General features: G+C 71.2%; 23 protein-coding genes. 16 read left to right on the forward strand and 7 right to left on the reverse strand.

The window, feature by feature from the left end; genetic code table 11:
* Positions 1-10: 10 nt before the first annotated feature.
* The gene (locus IPV10_RS09920) at positions 11-679 is read left to right on the forward strand and encodes a prepilin peptidase (RefSeq protein WP_207483297.1); all 669 of its coding nucleotides are present in this window, start codon (positions 11-13) and stop codon (positions 677-679) included.
* Between the two features lie 182 nt (positions 680-861).
* Complete coding sequence (locus IPV10_RS09925) at positions 862-1,257, forward strand: hypothetical protein (protein ID WP_207483299.1); 396 nt, start codon at positions 862-864, stop codon at positions 1,255-1,257.
* A 52-nt stretch (positions 1,258-1,309) separates the two neighbouring features.
* Here the strand turns inward: IPV10_RS09925 and IPV10_RS09930 are convergent, their stop codons facing one another.
* Together IPV10_RS09930 and IPV10_RS09935 are read right to left on the reverse strand one after the other, a co-directional pair.
* On the reverse strand, positions 1,310-2,446 hold the full coding sequence (locus tag IPV10_RS09930; RefSeq protein WP_207483301.1) for a sensor histidine kinase KdpD: 1,137 nt from the start codon (positions 2,444-2,446) through the stop codon (positions 1,310-1,312).
* A complete protein-coding gene (locus tag IPV10_RS09935; RefSeq protein ID WP_207483303.1) occupies positions 2,446-3,165 on the reverse strand; it encodes a response regulator transcription factor in 720 nt (239 codons plus the stop codon). Before IPV10_RS09935 ends, IPV10_RS09930 begins: the two co-directional genes overlap by 1 nt.
* Positions 3,166-3,287: 122 nt before the next feature.
* Between IPV10_RS09935 and IPV10_RS09940 the strand changes: the two genes are divergently transcribed.
* From IPV10_RS09940 to IPV10_RS09950, 3 genes are read left to right on the forward strand one after another with little or no spacing between them, the layout of a single operon-like run.
* Positions 3,288-3,950, forward strand: a complete 663-nt coding sequence (locus IPV10_RS09940) for a glycosyltransferase family 2 protein (protein WP_207483305.1) — start codon at positions 3,288-3,290, stop codon at positions 3,948-3,950.
* Entirely contained in the window at positions 3,947-4,657 is a 711-nt protein-coding gene (locus IPV10_RS09945) for a DUF2064 domain-containing protein (protein ID WP_207483307.1), read from the forward strand. The genes IPV10_RS09940 and IPV10_RS09945 overlap by 4 nt, the downstream gene beginning before the upstream one ends.
* Positions 4,654-5,319: a class I SAM-dependent methyltransferase gene (locus IPV10_RS09950; protein ID WP_207483309.1), complete on the forward strand. Its 666-nt coding sequence runs from the start codon at positions 4,654-4,656 to the stop codon at positions 5,317-5,319. Before IPV10_RS09945 ends, IPV10_RS09950 begins: the two co-directional genes overlap by 4 nt.
* On the opposite strand, the gene IPV10_RS09955 is transcribed toward IPV10_RS09950, so the two are convergent.
* The 3 genes from IPV10_RS09955 to IPV10_RS17015 are packed head-to-tail and all read right to left on the reverse strand — an operon-like array spanning position 5,284 to position 6,735.
* Entirely contained in the window at positions 5,284-5,505 is a 222-nt protein-coding gene (locus IPV10_RS09955) for a hypothetical protein (RefSeq protein ID WP_207483311.1), read from the reverse strand. The two genes, IPV10_RS09950 and IPV10_RS09955, sit on opposite strands and share 36 nt — an antisense overlap.
* On the reverse strand, positions 5,505-6,107 hold the full coding sequence (locus IPV10_RS17010) for a molybdopterin-dependent oxidoreductase (protein WP_242684833.1): 603 nt from the start codon (positions 6,105-6,107) through the stop codon (positions 5,505-5,507). Before IPV10_RS17010 ends, IPV10_RS09955 begins: the two co-directional genes overlap by 1 nt.
* A complete protein-coding gene (locus tag IPV10_RS17015) occupies positions 6,097-6,735 on the reverse strand; it encodes a cytochrome b/b6 domain-containing protein (RefSeq protein WP_242684834.1) in 639 nt (212 codons plus the stop codon). Before IPV10_RS17015 ends, IPV10_RS17010 begins: the two co-directional genes overlap by 11 nt.
* A 143-nt stretch (positions 6,736-6,878) precedes the next feature.
* Here IPV10_RS17015 and IPV10_RS09965 point away from each other — a divergent pair, with 143 nt between their 5' ends.
* From IPV10_RS09965 to IPV10_RS09995, 7 genes are all read left to right on the forward strand, one after another.
* A complete protein-coding gene (locus IPV10_RS09965) occupies positions 6,879-7,745 on the forward strand; it encodes an MTAP family purine nucleoside phosphorylase (protein ID WP_207483313.1) in 867 nt (288 codons plus the stop codon).
* Positions 7,746-7,752: 7 nt separating this feature from the next.
* Positions 7,753-8,814 (forward strand): NAD(P)-dependent oxidoreductase, encoded by a 1,062-nt coding sequence (locus IPV10_RS09970; protein ID WP_207483315.1) that lies wholly within the window; start codon positions 7,753-7,755, stop codon positions 8,812-8,814.
* Positions 8,811-10,169: a hypothetical protein gene (locus IPV10_RS09975; RefSeq protein ID WP_207483316.1), complete on the forward strand. Its 1,359-nt coding sequence runs from the start codon at positions 8,811-8,813 to the stop codon at positions 10,167-10,169. The genes IPV10_RS09970 and IPV10_RS09975 overlap by 4 nt, the downstream gene beginning before the upstream one ends.
* Positions 10,170-10,209: 40 nt before the next feature.
* Positions 10,210-12,198 carry a M13 family metallopeptidase gene (locus IPV10_RS09980; protein WP_207483318.1) on the forward strand — a complete coding sequence of 663 codons (1,989 nt, stop codon included), beginning with the start codon at positions 10,210-10,212 and terminating at the stop codon, positions 12,196-12,198.
* Between the two features lie 163 nt (positions 12,199-12,361).
* Positions 12,362-13,246 (forward strand): serine hydrolase, encoded by an 885-nt coding sequence (locus IPV10_RS09985; RefSeq protein WP_242684835.1) that lies wholly within the window; start codon positions 12,362-12,364, stop codon positions 13,244-13,246.
* A gap of 341 nt (positions 13,247-13,587) precedes the next feature.
* The gene (locus IPV10_RS09990; RefSeq protein WP_207483322.1) at positions 13,588-13,989 is read left to right on the forward strand and encodes a hypothetical protein; all 402 of its coding nucleotides are present in this window, start codon (positions 13,588-13,590) and stop codon (positions 13,987-13,989) included.
* Positions 13,990-14,046: 57 nt separating this feature from the next.
* Complete coding sequence (locus IPV10_RS09995; RefSeq protein ID WP_207483324.1) at positions 14,047-14,640, forward strand: dihydrofolate reductase family protein; 594 nt, start codon at positions 14,047-14,049, stop codon at positions 14,638-14,640.
* A gap of 31 nt (positions 14,641-14,671) precedes the next feature.
* Here IPV10_RS09995 and IPV10_RS10000 read toward each other — a convergent pair whose 3' ends face one another.
* A complete protein-coding gene (locus IPV10_RS10000; RefSeq protein ID WP_207483326.1) occupies positions 14,672-15,082 on the reverse strand; it encodes a VOC family protein in 411 nt (136 codons plus the stop codon).
* A 96-nt stretch (positions 15,083-15,178) separates the two neighbouring features.
* Here IPV10_RS10000 and IPV10_RS10005 point away from each other — a divergent pair, with 96 nt between their 5' ends.
* From IPV10_RS10005 to IPV10_RS10020, 4 genes are all read left to right on the forward strand, one after another.
* Entirely contained in the window at positions 15,179-15,868 is a 690-nt protein-coding gene (locus IPV10_RS10005) for a GNAT family N-acetyltransferase (RefSeq protein WP_207483328.1), read from the forward strand.
* Between the two features lie 49 nt (positions 15,869-15,917).
* A complete protein-coding gene (locus tag IPV10_RS10010) occupies positions 15,918-16,529 on the forward strand; it encodes a hypothetical protein (protein ID WP_207483330.1) in 612 nt (203 codons plus the stop codon).
* A 92-nt stretch (positions 16,530-16,621) separates the two neighbouring features.
* Positions 16,622-18,007: a glycine--tRNA ligase gene (locus IPV10_RS10015; protein WP_207483340.1), complete on the forward strand. Its 1,386-nt coding sequence runs from the start codon at positions 16,622-16,624 to the stop codon at positions 18,005-18,007.
* Between the two features lie 78 nt (positions 18,008-18,085).
* Complete coding sequence (locus IPV10_RS10020; RefSeq protein ID WP_207483332.1) at positions 18,086-18,904, forward strand: serine hydrolase; 819 nt, start codon at positions 18,086-18,088, stop codon at positions 18,902-18,904.
* Here the strand turns inward: IPV10_RS10020 and IPV10_RS10025 are convergent.
* Positions 18,905-19,819 (reverse strand): YafY family protein (locus IPV10_RS10025; protein WP_207483334.1); only part of this gene is annotated, 915 nt, incomplete at its 5' end. It lies immediately after the preceding gene.

A 19,819-nucleotide genomic window follows, 5' to 3' on the forward strand; every position in this document is an offset into this window, starting at 1 on the left:
CCGCTCACCAATGGTTGCCATTTCGGCCGTGGCCTCGCTGCCGCTGCTCATCGCCATCGCAGCCCTCCTCGGCGCCATCCTCGGCTATTGGCCCCTCCACCTCTGGACACGCCACAGCCTGAAGCGGAACACGTCGCCCCGCGGCATCCGCATCGCCTCCACCGCACTGACCGCAGCATCCTTCGCACTGATCGCCTGGCGCCTCGGCGACGGCGCCGGAGTCGGCGTGCTGCCTGCCGCGCTGGTGTTCGCGGCCACTGCCACAGTGCTCACGCTGGTCGACATCATCGAGTTCCGCCTGCCGAACGCCGTCATCGTGTCGATGATCGGAGCGATCATGGCGGCGCTGGTGCTCGCCGCCGCGCTGACGGGGGACTGGCTGCGCCTTCTCTGGTCGCTGGCCGGAGCCGCGGCGATGTTCGCCGTCTACGTCGTGTTGGCGATCATCTCGCCCAAGTCGATCGGCATGGGCGACGTCAAACTCGCGGCGCCGCTGGGGCTGCTCCTCGGCTGGTTCGGGTTGAGCACCTGGCTCGTGGGCCTCGTCGGCGCGTTCCTGTGCGGCGGGATCATCGCGGTCGTGATGCTCGCGCTGCGTCGAGTCACGCTGCGCGGATCGCTGCCATTCGGGCCGTCGATGCTCGCAGGCGCCCTTGCCGCCGTGCTGCTCGGAGCGTAGCGAGGCGCAAGGGCATCAGAGGGCGCTGGACGGGTGCGAGCCGAGGCACGCGAACTCCGTGCGACCCGCCGCCTCTCCCGATTTCATATATCGTCTGGAGAAAATCATTGACATGCGGAGATCGCAGGACTATACCTCTAGTAGATCGGGCCGACCGACCCGGTTCTGACGAAGGGAATGACATGACCTCTGTGAAGAAGTTCCTCACCCGCGCGGGTGTCGTCTCGGGCCTGACCGCGGCGCTGGTGCTCGGAAGCGGCGCCAGCGCGTTCGCGCACGAATGCTTCATCCCGAACCGCTCCGACAAGGGCAACGAGAGCGCGGCCAACTCGCAGCAGTGGACGCCGCTCGCGGACATCATCGCCATGTTCGCCGGGGATGCCGCCGAATGCCTGAACTCCTCCCTGGAGGAGCAGGGAGTCGACACGTCGACGCTGGTCTTCGGGCATCACACCCTCGGTGAGAACCGCGCGGCGGGAGACTGGATGGCCGACGGCGCGGGCGTGGATCACCTCTTCGCCGTGTACGGCCCGCAGATCGGCGCAGCCTTCGAGGTGTGCGGGCTGGGGCCCGCCTGACCGCCGATCCCGCATCACCCGCGGGGACGAGCTCTCCGCGGGTGAACCGGGGTCACGCCCCGACCGGCAGCCTGACGTCGAACCGCGAGCCGATTCCTGTGTTGTGGGCGCTGATCGCCCCGTTGTGCGCCTCGACGATGCCGCGGGCGATCGCCAGCCCGAGCCCCGCTCCGCTCGTGCCGTGGATGCCGGCTCCCGGGGTGCGGGCATCCGTGCCGCGCCATCCGGGTTCGAACACGCGCGTCAGGTCGTCGTGGGCGATGCCCGCCCCTGAGTCCTGCACCGACAGCAGCATCGCGTCGTCCTCCCTGGCCGTGCTGATGCGGATCGTGCCGTTCTCCGGCGTGTGCTCGATCGCGTTCGCGAGCAGGTTGACCATCACCCTGGCGAGCTCGCGCACGTCGCCGACCACCGTGTGATCGGGGCTGGTCAGCTCGACCAGCGAGACGCCCTTCGCCTGCGCGATCGGCGCGAGCTCGGCGACCGCGTCGCTGACCAGGTCGTGCAGCGACATCGGCTCGGGCCGCAGCACAAGCGTGCCCGACGTGATCTTCGACAGCTGGAACAGGCTGTCGACCAGGTCGGTCATGTGATCGACCTGCCGCCGCATCTGCCGATGGAAGCGCGCCGGATCCTCGGCGAGGCCGTCGTCGAGCGCCTCCGTCATCGCCCTGAGCCCCGCCAGGGGGCTGCGCAGATCATGCGAGATCCACGCGATCAGCTCGCGCCGCGACCGGTCGAGCAGCTGCACCTCGTCGCGCGCCGCAGCGAGCCGCTCGCTCGTCGCGACGAGCTCGTCGGCCACGCGGGTGAAGTCGGCGTTGACCGCGAGAGAGCCGGTGCCGTCGAGCAGCGCGCCGTCGCCCACCGAGTGCGTCAGCTGCTGGAGTGAGCGGATGCCGCGCACGAGCTGCGCCGACAGCAGCACCGCCACCCCGAGCGCCACGACGGCCGAGATGACGGTCACGACCACGACCACGAGGAGGTCGTGCGGGGAGATGTACATCGCCTCGGCGACCGCGAGCACCCCGGCGGCGAACGAGAGCACGACCGCGAGGATCACGACGCACAGCTGCACCATCAGGGAGCGACGCCGCAGCAGCCACAGTGCGACGACGCCCGCCAGGCCGACGAGGAGGGCGCAAGCGAGCGCGATGCCGGCGATCGCCGCGACGTCTGCGAGAGGCATCAGGGGCTCCCCAGTTCGAGCCGGTATCCGACGCCCCACACGGTCACGAGGAAGGCCGGGTTGCCCGGATCGTCCTCGATCTTCTCGCGCAGCCGCCGGGTGGTCACGGTCACGGTGGACAGGTCGCCGATATCCCAGCCCCAGACGCTGCGCAGGAGGGTCGGGCGGTCGAAAGTCTGCCGCGGATGCTTCAGGAAGAACGCGAACAGGTCGAACTCGCGCACCGACAGCTCGAGCGGCACCCCGTCTCTGCTCACGATGCGCGCGGACGGGTCGAGGTGGAAGGGGCCCAGCTCGAACGGCGCCTCCCGCGCGAACTCGGGCAGGCTGCGGCGGAGCACCGAGTTCACCCGGAGCACGAGCTCCCGAGGGGAGAACGGCTTCACGACGTAGTCGTCGGCCCCGGCCTCGAGTCCGTCGATGCGATCCTCCTCGGAGCCGAGCGCGGTGAGCATGATGATCGGCACCACGGATTCGGAGCGGATGCGGCGGCACACCTCCGCCCCGTCGATGCCGGGCAGCATCCGGTCGAGCACCACCAGATCCGGCGAGGTCTCGGAGACCGCCGCGAGCCCCGAGAATGCGTCGACGGCGGTGTCGACCAGATAGCCGGCGGCGCGCAGATAGGAGTGCACGACCTCGCTCACCATCGCGTCGTCCTCGATCACGAGCACCCGGCGATCTGCGAGCTCGGGGGCGTCCCCAGGCAGCTGCGTCATGCTCTCATCGTAGGTTCGGCAGGGCCTCGTGCAACCGGGTAACCCGCATCCGAGAGCATCCTTCCTCGGTTCGTAAGGAGTTCCCCGTTCCCGGCGACGACCCGCCTCCCTAACGTCGCGGTATGAGGATCCGCACCGACGTCGTGCTGCCGTGTCTGAACGAGGCGGCTGCCCTCCCCGGCGTGCTCGGTGCGCTCCCGGAGGGGGCGCGGGCGATCGTGGTCGACAACGGCTCGACCGACGGCTCGGCCGATATCGCCCGCAGGCTCGGGGCGCTCGTCGTCGAGGCGCCGGTCCGCGGATACGGCGCAGCCGTGCATGCGGGACTCTGCGCGGCGACGGCACCGGTCGTGGCCTTCTGCGACGCCGACGGGTCGTTCGATCTCGGCCAGCTCGACCGGGTCGCAGGCCCCGTGCACCGGGGCGAGAGCGACCTCGTGTTCGGACGGCGCCGGGTCGTGCGGATGTCGGCGTGGCCCGTGCACGCCCGCTTCGCGAACACGGTGCTGATGGCGATGGTGCGCCGGCGCACCGGGCTCGCGGTGCACGATCTCGGACCGTTCCGGGCCGGCCGGCGGGAGCAGCTGCTCGCTCTGGGGCTGGAGGATCGCCGCAGCGGCTACCCCCTGGAACTGCTGTTGCGCGCCTGGAAGTCGGATCTGCGGATCAGCGAGACGGATGTCGACTACCGCCCGCGGCTCGGTCGGTCGAAGGTCACCGGCACGGTGCGCGGCACCGTCACGGCGGTCACCGACATGCGGCGGGCCCTGCGGAGGTTCGCATGAGCACTCGATCTGAGAAGCGCCCGACGACCATCATCGTGATGGCGAAGGAATGCGTGCCCGGACGTGTGAAGACGCGCCTGCATCCGCCGTTCAGCCTGACGGATGCCGCCAGGATCGCCGCCGCGAGCCTCGCCGACACGTTCGACGCGGTCGCCGCGACAGGGCTCCCCGTGCTGGTGTGCGCACAGGGCGAGGTTCCCGTGCGCCCCGGGTTCCGGTCGATCCCGCAGGTGCCGGGGGAGTTGGACGAGCGCATCGCGGCGGTGGTGGACGAGTGGACCGGGCGCGTGCTGCTGATCGGGATGGACACGCCACAGGTGGACCCGCGGATGCTGCGCGGCATCGCCGACGACTGGCCGTACGATGTCGACGCCTGGTTCGGTCCCGCCGCCGACGGCGGATTCTGGCTGCTCGGTCTGGATGAGATCGCGCCCCGGCGGCTCGGCGGGCGACGGCGGGGCGACCTCGTGCGGGGCGTGCCGATGTCGGCGCCGGACACAGGGCGGCGGCAGCGCGGGCGGCTGGTCGACGCAGGGCTGCGGGTGGCGGACGCACCGCAGCTGACCGACATCGACGACCTGGCGTCCCTGCGGGAGGTCGCCGCCGTGCTGCCGGCCGGCGGGCATCTGGCCCGGCTGCTCCGAACGCTGACGGCCGGCTCTGTCGGCTCTGTCAGCTCAGCCGGCTCGGTCAGGGAGGCATCATGAGCAAGGCGCTGGCGGCTCACTACGGTGCGGGCGGCGACGCCCCCTACGACTTCGCGCTGCGCAACGGCGGCGGCACGCTGCGCCTGATCGAGCTCGGCGCCGACGGCGGCAGGCACGTGGAGATCGGACGCTTCCTCGCGGCAGCGGATGCCGCAGACGACTCGGTGATCTCGCGCGTGCGCGGACCGGTGCTCGACGTCGGCTGCGGCCCCGGCCGGATGGTGCACGCGGCGATCCGCGCCGGGCACCTCAGCCTCGGCGTCGACGTCTCCCGCACCGCCGTCGAGCGGACCAGGGCCCTCGGCCTGCCCGCACTGCACCGATCGGTATTCGACCATCTGCCGCAGGAGGGCTCGTGGCGGACCCTGCTGCTGCTCGACGGGAACATCGGCATCGGCGGGGCGCCACAGCCGCTGCTCACGAGGTGCGCGCAGATCGTCTCCGCCGACGCCGGCATCATCGTCGAGGTCGACCCCGTTCCGGCGACCGATCGCGGCTACGAGGCGACCGTGGTCGACGACGACGGGCGCTCGAGCTCGGCCTTCCCCTGGTACGACGTCGGCGCCGACGCGCTGCGAGGCCATCTCGGCGGCACCGGACTCCAGATCGCCGAGACCTGGGCCGTGTCAGGGCGCGCGTTCGTCCGGCTCGCTCGCGCCTGATCCGCGCATCCGGCTCCTGACGGCGCTGAGAGCCGCGAGCATCCCGTCATGCACGATCACGACCGCGGCGAGCCAGACGACGACGCCGAGCAGCTGACCGAGATCCTGCCCGCTCACCAGCAGCCATGCGCCCCAGGCCGACAGCAGGATGCCGGCGATGACGAGCACGATCCTGGCGGCGCGCATCAGGCCACCTCGATCGCCGAGAGCCACTTGGTCTGCAGCACCCCTGGGCGCCCAGGCGCGATCACGCGCGCCGGGTACCCGTGGTCGAGGTCGAGACGCTCGCCGTTCAGCCGCAGCGCGACGAGGGTCAGCGGGTCGCGTGCGAACGGGGCCGGCATGGTGGTCTCGCGGAACGCCCCGCGCTGCTGCAGGCTGCGGAACCTGATCGTGGCGGAATCCGGCGCATCGACGAGTGCGAGCAGATCGCGCAGCCGCACCCCCGTCCAGGTCGCATCGACCGTCCACCCCTCGACGCAGGCGATCGGGAGCACCTCGGTGCGCTGCGGCAGGGCGTCGAGGTCGGCGAGCGAGAGCGCGATCGCTGCGCTGCCGATGCCGAGCCGCAGCGTCCAGCCCGGATCCTGCGCGAGTGCGGTGACGCCGGCCTGGTGTGCCGAGCGATTGACCGGGAGATCCTGCGGGCTGCCGATGCGGGAGCGCGGATCCTTCAGGCTGAACGGTCCGATCGGGCTCGTCGCGTGCGCGAGGGCTGCGGCGCCGAACAACGCGGAGGCGCCGCCGACTCCCCACAGGAACCGTCGCCGCGAGACCTCACCGCTCATCGCGTGCCTCCTGACCGCTCACGGTGTCCGCATCGTCTGACCGCTCGGCATCCGCTTCTCCGGCATCCGCCCGCCACACCCGCGTGATTGTCGGCAGATGCACTGCGATGTGCACGGCCATCGCGCCGAGAAGCACCCACGCGAGCGCGAAATGGGTTCGCCGGAACGAGAAGCCCCAGGGGTACCACTGCAGCGCATCGAGCAGGCCGGTGACCGGCTGCATCAGCGCGGTCGCGACGAGCACCGCAACGCTGATCCGTTCGAGCAGGTGGAGGATGCCATGCACCGGCGGCCAGGTGAACAGCTTCGGGAACACCGTCCACAGCTTGGCGAGCAGCAGCGGGATCAGCATCGTGCCGACGACGACGTGCCCCCCCTGGTTCCATGCGTAGAGGTGGACGGGCCGCGCCGGAAGCGGCAGCCAGGGCAGCGGGTCCTGCAGGAGGTGGCTGTACAGGCCGGTGAAGAAGCAGATCACGAAGGCGCCGCCCAGCAACCGGCCGATGACGACCGCCATCCGCGTCGTCCGCAGGGGTGAGCCGAGCGCGCGCTGCACCCGCTCCGACCGCTGCCGCAGCGCGTCCGAGACCCGCTCGGTGACCGAGCCCGCCGTGCTGTCGCCGCCCATGCCCTCAGTATGCGAACCGTCCAGGCGGGACGCTCGCCGATCCGATTACAGAGCGGTGACGGTGCGGATCGGAGGCCACGGCTGTCATCGGGGTGTAAGGAAATGGGTGGCCACGGAGCCCTCGACGCGAGCAGTCTGTTCTCATGACGGATGCGCAGGCGCACGCCGAGATCGAGTTCGCGGTGATCGGCGGTTCGGGATTCGAGGGCCTCGACCTGGCCGATCGGGCGGTGCTGCCCCCGCGCGATTCACCCTGGGGGAGGGTGCCGGAGATCACGACCGGCCGGCTGCACGGCCGGGGCGTCGCCTTCGCCCCGCGTCACGGCGCCGGGCACCGGGTGCCTCCGCACCGGGTGAACGCGCGGGCGCTGCTGTGGGGCCTGCGCCGGCTCGGAGCGAGCATCCTGCTGTCGACCAATGCGGTCGGCGGCCTCGACGCGCGGCTCCTCTCCGGAGACTTCGTGCTCACCGACCAGCTCATCGACCGCACCCACAGCCGGGCCGACACCTTCTTCGACGGCGACACCCTCTTCGAGGGCGACGGCGACGGCGCCGGCGTGCAGCATCTGCCGTTCGCCGAGCCGTACGACCGCACCCTGCGCGAGATCGCGTTCACGGCGCTGCAGGGGCTCGGCGAGCGGGTGCACCCGGCCGGCACGAGCGTCGTGATCCAGGGGCCGCGGTTCGCGACGGCGGCTGAGGCGCAGTGGCACCGGGCAATGGGCGCGAGCCTGGTCAACATGACGCAGCTGCCGGAGGCGGCACTGGCCGCCGAGCTCGGCTTCGCGCACGTGAACCTCGCGATCGTGACAGACACCGACACCGAGCGCGGCACCTCCGATGCCGACACCTCGGCGACAGCCGAGCGCGTGTTCGCCGTCATGGCGCAGGCGCAACCGCGGCTGAGCGCCTCGGTCTCGGCCATCATCGCCGCGGTGCCTCACGGTCACCGGCCGCCGCAGCGACTCGCGCCCGAGGTCGTGGACGCGCTGCTGAGGTGGCAGGGATGAGCTCGAGATGACGGAGACGCTGCTGGTCACCGGCGGTGCCGGCTTCATCGGCTCGGCCGTCGTCGCCGAGGCACTCGCCGCCGGCTGGCGCGTGCGGGTGCTCGACTCGCTTCGCCCCGACGTCCACGCCGCCGGCCAGTCTCCGCCCGCCGACGCCGAGTTCCTGAGAGGCGATGTGCGCGACGAGGCGGTCGTGCGCCGAGCACTCGCGGGCGTCGACGCCGTGTGCCATCAGGCCGCGAAGGTCGGGCTCGGCGTCAGCATCCGTGACGCGCCCGACTACGTCTCCTCGAACTCGCTCGGCACCGCCGTGCTGCTCACCGCGATGGCGGACGCGGGCATCGAGCGGCTCGTGCTCGCCTCGTCGATGGTCGTGTACGGCGAGGGGCTGTATCTCGACGGCGACCGGCTGATGCAGGCGCCGCCGCGGACCCGCGCCGACCTCGAGGCCGGCCGCTTCGAGCCGCTCTCGCCCGAGACCGGCGAGCCCCTCGTGCCGATCTCGATCGGCGAGGACCAGCCGTGCGACCCCCGGAACGTCTATGCGGCGACCAAGCTCGAGCAGGAGCTGCTCGCACGCACCTGGGCGCAGGGCGGCGGCCGCGCCGCGATGCTGCGGTACCACAACGTGTATGGCCCGGGGATGCCGCAGGGCACTCCGTACGCGGGTGTCGCGTCGCTGTTCCGCTCGGCGCTGGAGCGCGGGGAGGCACCGCGCGTCTTCGAGGACGGCGCGCAGCGCCGCGACTTCATCCACGTCGGCGACGTCGCCGGGGCGAACATCGCGGCACTCCGCTGGACGGGTTCGGCGGCGCCTGCGACCGCGAGAGCGTTCAACGTCGCGACCGGGGTGCCGCGCACGATCGGCGAGTTCGCCGACGGGCTCGCCGCGGCCTTCGGCGGACCTGCACCGGTGCGCACCGGGGAGTTCCGGATGGGCGACGTGCGGCACATCACGGCATCCGCCGACCGGCTGCAGGGCGAGCTGGGCTGGCGCGCGAAGGTCGGTTTCGATGAGGGCGTGCGCGAGTTCGCCGCAGCGCCGCTTCGAGCCAGAGCGAGCGGATGAACGGCGTCGAGGGGGCCCGCCCGGGTGCGAGGACCGCGGCGTGGGGCGTCGCCGCGGTCCTCCTGCTCATCGCCGCGGCCATGGCGGTCCCCGCGCTCACCGGCTGGAAGGTGCACGTCTCCCTCCCGCCGCTGCACGCCGAATGGATGCCGCGGCTCGGGCCGGGCACGCCGCTGGCGGTGCTCCTCGGCGCGGCCGGGGTCGTCTGGGGGCCTCGGCTGGCGGCATCCGCGCGATGGGGGCGGCTCGTACTGCTCTCGTTCGCGGCATCCGCCCTGTGGATGTTCGCGCTCGCGACGGTCGACGGCCTCGACGGCATCGGCACGATCCTCGATCACCGCTACGAGTACCTCGGCACGGCGCGAGAGGTCGACGACTTCGGGGCGACGCTGCGCGAATACGTCGAGCGCATCCCCTTCGCGCACGAGGACAACTGGCCGGTGCACATCGCCGGTCACCCGCCGGCGGCGCTGCTCTTCTTCGTCGTGCTGGTGCGGCTCGGGCTCGGCAGCGCGCTCGGCGCGGGGTTCGCCGTGCTGCTGGTCGGGGCGACCACGGTCATGGCCGTGCTGATCACGCTGCGCGCCCTCGGGGCGGAGCGCCTCGCGCGCGGCGTCGCGCCCCTTCTGGTGTTCACGCCCTCGGCGATCTGGGTCGCGGTCTCGGGCGACGGGATGTTCGCGGCTGTCGCGGCGTGGGGAATCTGCGCGCTCGCACTCGCGACCCGGTCCCGCGGTGTGCGGCAGGTCGGCTGGTCGATCGGCGCAGGCCTGCTGCTCGGATACTGCGTGATGCTCTCCTACGGCCTGCCGCTGCTGGGCATCCTCGCCGTCGCCGTGCTGATCGCCGGGCGCTGCTGGACTCCGCTGCCGATCGCCGCCGCCGCCGCACTGTGCGTCGTCGGCGCCTTCGCCCTGAACGGATTCGCCTGGTGGGAGGCGTTCCCGGTGCTGCAGCAGCGGTACTGGGACGGAGTGGCCTCGCGCCGCCCGCCCGGGTACTGGACGTGGGGAAACCTCGCGGCGTTCGGCATCAGCGCAGGGCCCGCGATCGGCGCGTCGCTCGCGGCCGTCGTGGCCTGGGTGATCGCGCGACTCCGTGCCCGCAGGGGAGCGGATGCCGGGTGGACGCCGCAGGCGACCGTGCTGATCCTGTGCGCGGCCGCCTGGCTGATGGTGCTCGCGGCGGATCTGTCGAACATGAGCAGGGCGGAGGTCGAGCGCATCTGGCTCCCGTTCGTGCCCTGGGCGACGATCGGGCTCGCCCTCTTCGGCGCCTCGACCCGACGGACGCTGCTCGGCGGGCAGATCGTGTTCGCGATCCTCGCGCAGTCGCTCCTCGCGACCGGATGGTGATCCTGCCGCGAACGTCCGCACGGCGCTTAGGCTGGGTCGCATGACTGACGTTCTCCCCACCGGCGCCGAGGCCGCGCTCGCATCCGGCCTCGCCACAGAAGAGTTCAGCTCCGACATCCGCCCGCAGGACGACCTGTACCGTCACGTGAACGGCGCATGGCTCGACCGCACCGAGATCCCGGGCGACAAGGCCCGCTGGGGCTCGTTCCACCTGCTCGCCGAGCAGGCCGAGAAGGACGTCCGCGCGATCATCGAGGAGTCGCAGGACGCGGAGGGCGGCACCCTCGCCCGCAAGATCGGCGACCTGTTCGCGAGCTTCATGGACACGGAGCGCATCGCCACAGACGGCGTCGCCCCGCTCGCCTCGACCCTCTCCGAGATCGATGCGATCGACGGCATCCCCTCGTTCCTGCGCACCGTGGGCGGTTACGACCGCGACGGGCGGGCGCATCTGATCGGCCTCTACGTCGACGGAGACCCTGGCGACCCGGAGCGCTACGTGCCGATCCTCGTGCAGTCGGGCCTCTCGCTGCCCGACGAGAGCTACTACCGTCTCGACACCTTCGAGGGCACCCGTGCGAAGTACCGCGAGCACCTCGGGCGCCTGCTCGCGCTCGCGGGCATCGCGGATGCCGAGGCGCAGGCCGACCGCTCGATCGCCCTCGAGCACGAGATCGCGGCGCAGCACTGGGACAACGTCCGCAGCCGCGACGCGGTCGAGACGTACAACCTGAAGACGTGGGGCGAGCTGCAGACGCTCGCCGGCGTCGACCTCGCCCCGTGGCGCGAGGCGGTCTCCCCGTCGAACCCCGCCGCTTTCGATGAGGTCGTCGTCTCCCAGCCGAGCTTCTTCGAGGGACTCGGCGCGCTGCTCACCCCGGGGCGCCTCGACGACTGGAAGGCGTGGCTGCGCGCCCAGGTCGTGCACGCGGCCGCCCCGTACCTGACCGACGACCTCGTGCAGGAGAACTTCTCGTTCTACGGCACCGAGCTGTCGGGAGTGCCCGCCATCCGCGAGCGCTGGAAGCGCGGCGTCTCGGTCGCCGAGGGTGCGCTCGGCGAGGCGATCGGCAAGGTCTACGTCGAGCGGCACTATCCGGCCGACGCCAAGGCGGCGATGGACGAGCTGGTCGAGAACCTCATCGAGGCGTACCGGCAGAGCATCACCGAGCTCGAGTGGATGACGGCCGAGACGCGTGAGCGCGCGCTCGCGAAGCTCGACGCGTTCACCCCGAAGATCGGGCACCCCGAGGTGTGGCGCGACTACTCGACGCTCACGATCGACCGCGCCGACCTGTTCGGCAACGTGCGCCGCGCAGCGATGTTCGAGCACGACCGGCACGTCGACAAGGTCGGCAAGCCCATCGATCGCACCGAGTGGCACATGCCGCCGCAGATGGTCAACGCGTACTACAACCCGTCGATGAACGAGATCGTGTTCCCGGCGGCCATCCTGCAGTACCCGTTCTTCGACGCGTCGCGCGATGCGGCCGCGAACTACGGCGGCATCGGCGCGGTCATCGGCCACGAGGTCGGTCACGGATTCGACGACCAGGGCAGCCGCTACGACGGCGACGGCAAGCTCGAGGACTGGTGGACGGATGCCGATCGCGCGGCGTTCGAGGAGCGCACCAAGGCGCTCATCGCGCAGTACGACGCGCTGGTTCCGGAGGGACTGGACGGCGAGCACCACGTAAACGGCGCTCTCACGATCGGCGAGAACATCGGCGACCTCGGCGGGCTCGGCATCGCGCTGAAGGCATACGAGCTGTCGCTCGGCGGCGCCGACGCCCCGGTCATCGACGGATACACCGGCGTGCAGCGGCTGCTGCTGTCGTGGGCGCAGGTGTGGCAGCAGAAGAGCCGCGACGCCGAGACGCTGCGTCTGCTGACCATCGACCCGCACTCGCCGAACGAGTTCCGCTGCAACCAGATCGTGCGCAACATCGGCGCGTTCTACGAGGCGTTCGATGTGGCGGAATCCGATGCGCTCTGGCTCCCCGAGGACGCGCGTGTGACGATCTGGTGACCATTCTCCGGCGTTCGTGAATGAACGACCGCGGCGGGGGTTACGATAGCGATGCCGCTGAGGGATGAGCCTCGCGGCATCCCGCCATCCACCCCCCTCTGAAGGATCACGCGTGGGCTCCTCCAAACCCTCGGTCCCTGAGCCTGTCGAAGGGTCGCACGCAATGCTCCGGCGCTCTCAGAGCGCGGGCAGGCGGCTGCCCCGGCGCGCCGCCGCGGGTCGCCGGTCGTTCGTCTCGACGCTTCGATCGCTGGAGACGCTGGCGGATGCCGGGGCGCAGGTGTCGGTGCACGTCGTCGATCTCGACAGCCATGTGCACGTGCTCGCCGGCGATGACCATGTCACGATGCCGATCGCGGGACTCGGCATCGTCCCGCTGCTGATCGAGGTCGCGGCCGGTTTCGCCGACGGCAGCCTCGACGAGCTGGAGATCGCTGAGCGCACCGCAGTCGAGCCGGTCACGACCGCGGGCCTGTGGCGTCACCTGCACGCGCCCGCGCTGCCGCTCGAGGATCTCGCGGTGCTCGCAGCGACCTCGGGAGACCCGATCGCGGTGAACACCCTCCTGCAGCGAGTCGGGCACGAGCGGGTCAGCGCCCGCATCGAGTCGCTCGGCCTTCGCCGCACCGCCCTGCTCGACCGGTTCCGCGACGAGCGCGGCCCCGACGACGCCCCGCATGTCGCGGTCGGCTCCACCCGCGAGCTCGCGGGCCTGTTCTCGGCACTCGTGAACTCGCAGGTCGTCGACCCGGCCGTGAGCGCGCAGGTGGCCGAGTGGCTGAGCCTGAACCACGACCTCAGCCTCGTCGCGGCATCCACCGGACTCGATCCGTTCGCCCACGAGCACGACGCGCACGGCCTGCTGTTCATCAACAAGACGGGTCGCGATCGCGGCGTCCGCGCCGAGGCCGGCGTGCTCGCCGGTCCGCGCGCCGGGATCGCGTACTCGCTGATCGTCTGCTTCGACGACCTCTCGATCACGCACCGGCTGCGCGCGCACGACGCGTTCCGGGTGCTCGGCGTCGAGCTCATGGAGTACACGCACTGAGCCCGGCGCGCGGCTGACTGGGTCGTGTCGCCGGGTGCGGGGTCGAACAGGCATCCGCCGTTCCGTGCCCGGTCAGAAACGCATCCGCCGGCGTCGTTCGGGATGCTCGTTTGACCTCCTGCGCGGGGTGAGCGCCTCGGCATCCGGTGCGGGGTCAGAAGCGCACCCGCCGCTCGGTGCCGGGTCAGAAGCGCATCCGCCGCTCGGTGCCGGGTCAGAAGCGCATCCGCCGCTCGGTGCCGGGTCAGAAGCGCATCGCTGGAGGGCATCCCAGATGCACTTCTGACCCCGCACCCGCGGGAAGCAGGCGCTCGCCACAGCCGCGCGGCTAACCTCGAACCATGCCGCGCCCCGACTGGACCCCGCACCGCCGCGACGACGGAGAACTGCTCGGCTGGATCCACCGCGAAGGCGAAGAGTGGGTCGCCGTAGACGTCCTCGGCCGCGCTGTCGCCGCACCCACCGAATGGCTCGACGCCGAAGAGGCTCTCGAGGAGCACGGCATCGCCTGGCTCGCCGACCCGTGGATGCTGGAGGGCGAGGCCGACCGGCCGCTCCGGGTGCGCATCCTCGAGGTCACGCCCGATGAGGAGGGCGCCCCGGGGCGCATCGTGGCGAAGGTCGACGACTTCGGCGACATGACCAGACCGGCGACCGCGCAGTTCGTGCTGCCGTGGCCGGTGCCCGATCGCCTGCGCCCGCCGCGGGCGGGCGACCCCGATCCTCGCACGATCACCCGTTGACGGCCGGCCGCCCGACCGCGCAGACCAGAGGGCGACGCGATCACCGAGGAGCAGCGAATGGGCATCGTCTACAGCGACATCTCCGTCTCCGCCGACGGCTTCGCCACCGGCCTCGATCAACGGGAGGAGGCGCCGTTCGGCGACATCGACGAGAGCTGGCTGCACAGCTGGATGTTCGACGCCTATGAGGAGAACAGCGCCGAGGTCGATGCGATCGTCGACTCGGGTGCCACGATCATGGGACGCAACATGTTCGGCCCCGTGCGCGGCGAGTGGGATCGCGACTGGCGCGGCTGGTGGGGCCCGAACCCGCCGTACCACGGGCCCGTGTTCGTCCTCACGCACCACCCGCACGACTCGATCGAGATGGAGGGCGGCACGACGTTCCACTTCGTGACCGACGGCATCGAGGCGGCGCTGGAGCGGGCACGGGTGGCGACGGGGGAGCGGAACATCTCGATCGCGGGCGGCGCCCGCACCGTCAATCAGTTCCTCGCGGCCGGCCTCCTCGACGAGCTGCGGATGCACGTCACGCCGTGCATCCTCGGCGCCGGAGAGCGCGTGTTCGACGGGGTGCCGCCGCAGCGGCTGGTGCGCACGTCCGTCCGCGCCACCTCGCTCGTCACGCATATGACGTATCGGCGCCTGTGAGCGGGCGGCAGGGTCAGAGGGGCCGCCTGGTTCAGCCCGGCAGCACGAAGTCGCCGGTGGCCCCCGGATTGACCGCGATCTCCCAGCGGAATCCGTCGGGGTCGGCGAAGTAACCGGAGTAGCCGCCCCACTCCCGCTGCCGCCCAGGGCTCACCGGCGCTCCCAGCAGAGCCGCCTCGGCCAGCACGTCGTCGACCTCGGCGGGCGTGCGCAGGTTGTGTGCGAGCGTGATCGGTGCGAGACCGGATGCCGGCGCCTCGCCGATCTCGGCCGTGAACCCCTCGATCGACCACAGTGAGAGGATCACCCGGTCCGCGATCGGGAGCATGAGGACGTCGTCGCCGGCGAAGACCGGCTCCCAGCCGAGCCCGTCGACGTAGAAGGCGCGGCTGCGTGCGATGTCCGCGACCGCGAGGGTGATGAAGCTGACGCGCTGATCCATCAACCGATCATCGCACCGGCATCCGACGAACGGGAACCGGCATCCCCTGACTGGGCCCGATTCCCGGAAAGGCCGCAAGAGGGGCAGACTGGGTTCGTGCGAACCATCCGTGATCTCGACACCGTTGAACTCATCATCGACGCGCAGGGCGTGCTCGACGCGATCCGCGGCAAGGAGCGCGTCATCGACGCCGGCACGCTGCGCGCGCTGCAGCAGTCCGGCAACTACGTGGTCGGCCTCTTCGACGGCGAGGGCGACGACGAGCGCATGGTCGGGGCCTCCATCGCGTTCTTCGGCGAGCCGGGCCGGCGTGCCATGCATTCGCACATCACCGCGCTGCTGCCGGAGTACCGCGGGCGCGGCTGGGGCCGCGAGCTCAAGGAGCACCAGCGCCAGTGGGCGTTCTCCCGCGACGTCGGGCAGATCACCTGGACGTTCGACCCGCTCGTCGCGCGCAACGCGCACTTCTTCCTCACGGTGCTCGGCGCGCGCGTGACCGCCTACTCGGTGAACGTGTACGGCATCTTCGGCGGCGGTGACGCGGGAGACGAGAGCGACCGGCTCGACGTCAAGTGGGCGCTGGCCGACATCGCCAGGCCTCCGGCCGACGACGCGGTCGTCGCGGCTCTCGAGATCCCGACGGACATCGAGGCGATGCGCGTCTCCGACCCTGAGGCCGCGCACGAATGGCGCCTGCGCCTCCGCGCCCAGATGGAGGAGACGCTCGGACGCGGCCTCCGCATCGCCGGCTTCGACACGAAGCGCGGCTACCTCTTCACCGAGTGAGCCCCCGGCTGTTCCGCCGAGTGCGCGCGGGCTGTGGTTCGATGACAGCATGAGCGAGCTCGAACAGCATCCCGCAGACACCGCCTTCCACGCGCGCCTCCCGATCGGCGAGCGCCCGGACGCCGCACCTCTGACGGACGGCCTGCCCTGGGCGTTCGAGGAGATCACGATGCGACCGCTCGAGCCGATGCTGGTGCCCGAGAAGCCCCGCGGCGGCGAGGTCGACCCGGAGAGCTGCTCCTCGTGCCTGCCCAGCGAGCACACGATCTGGCACGACGACCTGTGGCAGGTCCGGGCCGGGTGGGACGTCGGCGGGCTCCCGTTCATCGGCGCGATCTCGCCGCGCGAGCACTGGCTGCTCGAGGACGCCCCGCATGAGGTGCTCGCCGCCTACGGTCCGCTGATGCAGCGCATCTCGCAAGCGGTGAAGAGCATCCCCGGAGTCGCCCGCTGCCACTTCGCCCGCTGGAACGACGGCTCGGCGCACCTGCACCTGTGGGCGCTGGCGCGACCGGCCGGGATGATGCAGGGGCGCGGCGCCGTCCTCGCCTTCTGGGACGGGATGCTGCCGGCGATGCCGCAGGAGATGGGCGCGGAGCACATCCGCATCGTCGCCGAGGCTCTCGCATCGGGCGGCGGCGAGGCGTTCCCCCGCACCTGACCGGGCCGAGAGGCATCCGCCGGTCGCGGCTAAGATTGTGGATGCCCGTGATCACGGGCTTCTCCCCGCAGCATCCGACCATTGGAGCCACCGTGGCCGAACAGTCCCGCCTCGACAAGGTCATCGCCCTCGCCCGCCACCGCGGGTTCGTGTTCCAGGCGGGTGAGATCTACGGCGGCTCGCGTTCGGCCTGGGACTACGGGCCCCTCGGCACCGAGCTCAAGGAGAACATCCGCCGGCAGTGGTGGCAGACGTTCGTGCGCGGCCGCGGCGACATGGTGGGTCTCGACTCCAGCATCATCCTGCCCAAGCGGGTGTGGGAGGCGTCGGGTCACGTCGCCACATTCACCGACCCGCTGGTCGAGTGCCTCAGCTGCCACAAGCGCTTCCGCGCAGACAACCTCGTCGAGGACTTCGAGGCCCGCAAGGGTCGCAAGGCCGAGAACGGCCTGGCCGACGTGCCCTGCCCGAACTGCGGCAACAAGGGCCAGTACACCGAGCCGAAGTCGTTCTCGGGCCTCGTGAAGACCTACCTCGGCGTCGTGGACGACGAGTCGGGCCTGCACTTCCTGCGCCCCGAGACCGCCCAGGGCATCTTCGTGAACTTCTCGAACGTGCTCACCGCGAGCCGCAAGAAGCCGCCGTTCGGCATCGGCCAGGTCGGCAAGGCGTTCCGCAACGAGATCACCCCCGGCAACTTCATCTTCCGCACCCGCGAGTTCGAGCAGATGGAGATCGAGTTCTTCACTCCGCCGGCGGATGCTCAGCACTGGTTCGAGCACTGGGTCGAGGCGTGCTGGGACTGGTTCGTCGACCTCGGCATCGACGCCGACAACATCCGCCGCTTCGACGTGCCGGAGGAGGACCGCGCGCACTACTCGGCCGGCACGATCGACGTCGAGTACCGCTTCGGCTTCCAGGGCAAGGAGTGGGGCGAGCTGATGGGCGTCGCGAACCGCACCGACTACGACCTGTCGAGCCACAGCGAGGCGTCGGGCCAGAGCCTCACCTACTTCGATCAGGCCTCCGGCGAGCGCTACACGCCGTACGTCATCGAGCCGTCGTTCGGATTGACGCGCGCCATGATGGCGTTCCTCGTCGACGCGTACGTCGAGGAGGAGGTGCCGAACGCAAAGGGCGGCACCGACGTGCGCACCGTGCTCAAGCTCGATCCTCGTCTCGCGCCGGTCAAGGCCGCGGTGCTGCCGCTCAGCCGCAACGAGCGGCTCTCGCCGCTGGCCCGCGAGGTCGCCGACACGCTCCGCGGCTCCTGGTCGGTCGACTTCGACGATGCCGGCGCGATCGGGCGCCGGTACCGCCGTCAGGACGAGATCGGCACCCCGTTCTGCGTCACCGTCGACTTCGACTCCCTCGACGATCGCGCGGTCACCGTGCGCGACCGCGACACGATGGCGCAGGAGCGGGTCGCGATCGACGAGCTGCAGCAGTACCTCGCCGAGCGTCTCAAGGGCGCCTGAGCGCACACCGATGAGAAGGCCGGGACGGAATCGTCCCGGCCTTCGCCGTCGATCCGCTCCGCGTGGGACGATGTCCGTGTGGAGACGACGACCTTCGCCGCGACCGACGGCTTCCCGCATCCGGCCCTCGTCGGCGTCACCGGACCGGACGAGACCCTCGCGGTGCAGGGCGATCCGCGGGCCGTGCTGCCGCTGGCATCCGTGACCAAGCCGCTCACCGCGTGGGGAGTGCTCGTCGCGATCGAGCGGGGCCTCGTCGACCTGGACGAGCCGGCGGGACCGCCGGGTGCGACGGTGCTGGATCTGCTCGACCACACCAGCGGGATGCCGATGGAGGGTGCTGGGCCGCTGCGGCCGGTCGGGGAGCGGCGGATCTACTCGAATGCCGGTTTCGACGCTCTTGCCGCGCACGTCGCGGATGCCGTGGGCATGGATTTCGCGGACTGGATGCGGCGCGAGGTCGTGCTTCCGCTCGGGATGGAGCGCACCGACGTCACCGGGCGGCCGTCCGCCGGCGCCCGCGCCTCGATCGAGGACCTGCTGGTCTTCGGGCGGGAGGTGCTGCGACCGACGCTGATCCCCGCGGCACTGCGCGACCTCGCCCTCATGGTGTCGCACACGGGCCTGCGGGGCATCGTGCCCGGCTACGGCTCGTTCGCCGACAACACGTGGGGTCTCGGCTTCGAGATCAAGGGCGAGAAGAGCCCGCACTGGCTGAGCGACACGCTCCCGCCGGAGACCGCCGGGCACTTCGGCGCGCAGGGCAGCTTCCTGTTCATCGACCGCTCACGCGACCTCGCCGCCGCCTTCCTCTCCGGCGTCCCGTTCGGCGAGGATCACAAGCGCATCTGGCCGCCGCTCACCGCCGAGATCATCACGAGATACGGCGCCGCCTGATCATGGCGCGGCCGAACCAGCCACGGCGCGCGCATAGCGCTCGGAGAGCAGCCGCAGGCGCGGGATCAGCTCGGGCGGGCTCTCGACAGTGAAGTCCATCATCAGCATCCCGATGTAGGCGGCGACGGTGTCGAGACTGTCGGCGCCGGTGACGAGGATGCAGTGCTCGTCGTCGACCGGCTCCACGACGCCGACCGCGGCGTGGATCCGGTCGAGCACCGCCTCGGCCGGTGCGTCGATGCGCAGGCGGGCGTGCACGACCCACCCGCTCACGGCGATCGTGCGCATCGCGAACGCCGTGTAGTCGCCGCCCGGCAGCGGCTGCGGGTCGAAGCGCCGGTGCGTCGGCATCCGCAGCTCCATCCAATCGACGCGGTACGTGCCCCATTCGCCCGACTGCGGATCCCGCGCGACGAGGTACCAGCGGCGGAACCACGTGAGCAGGCGGTACGGCTCGACCAGCACCGGGTCGTCCTCGTAGTCGAATCGCAGCCACTCCGCGCTGCGGATCGCACTCGCGATCGCCTGCAGGGCGGCGGCGTCGACCTCGGGATCCGCCGCATCGGTGTCGTTGTTCTCCGGTGCGCGATCGACGCTCGACCGCAGCGCGTCGACGGTCGGGCGCAGGCGCGACGGCAGCACCTGCTCGAGCTTCGCGAGCGCCCTCGCGCCGGATTCGGCGATACCCGAGATGCCGGCCGCCGCGCGGAGTCCGACCGTCACCGCCACCGCCTCCTCGTCGTCGAGGAGCAGCGGCGGCAGCTTGCCCCCAGCGCCGAGCCGGTAGCCGCCGATCGAGCCGCGGGTCGCGTCGACCGGGTAGCCCAGGTCGCGGAGGCGCTCGATGTCGTGGCGAACCGTGCGGCCGGAGACCCCGAGGCGGGCGGCGAGCTCGCTGCCGGAGCGCTCTGCTCC

This window comes from Microbacterium sp. SD291 (assembly GCF_017355365.1).
GTDB lineage: Bacteria > Actinomycetota > Actinomycetes > Actinomycetales > Microbacteriaceae > Microbacterium.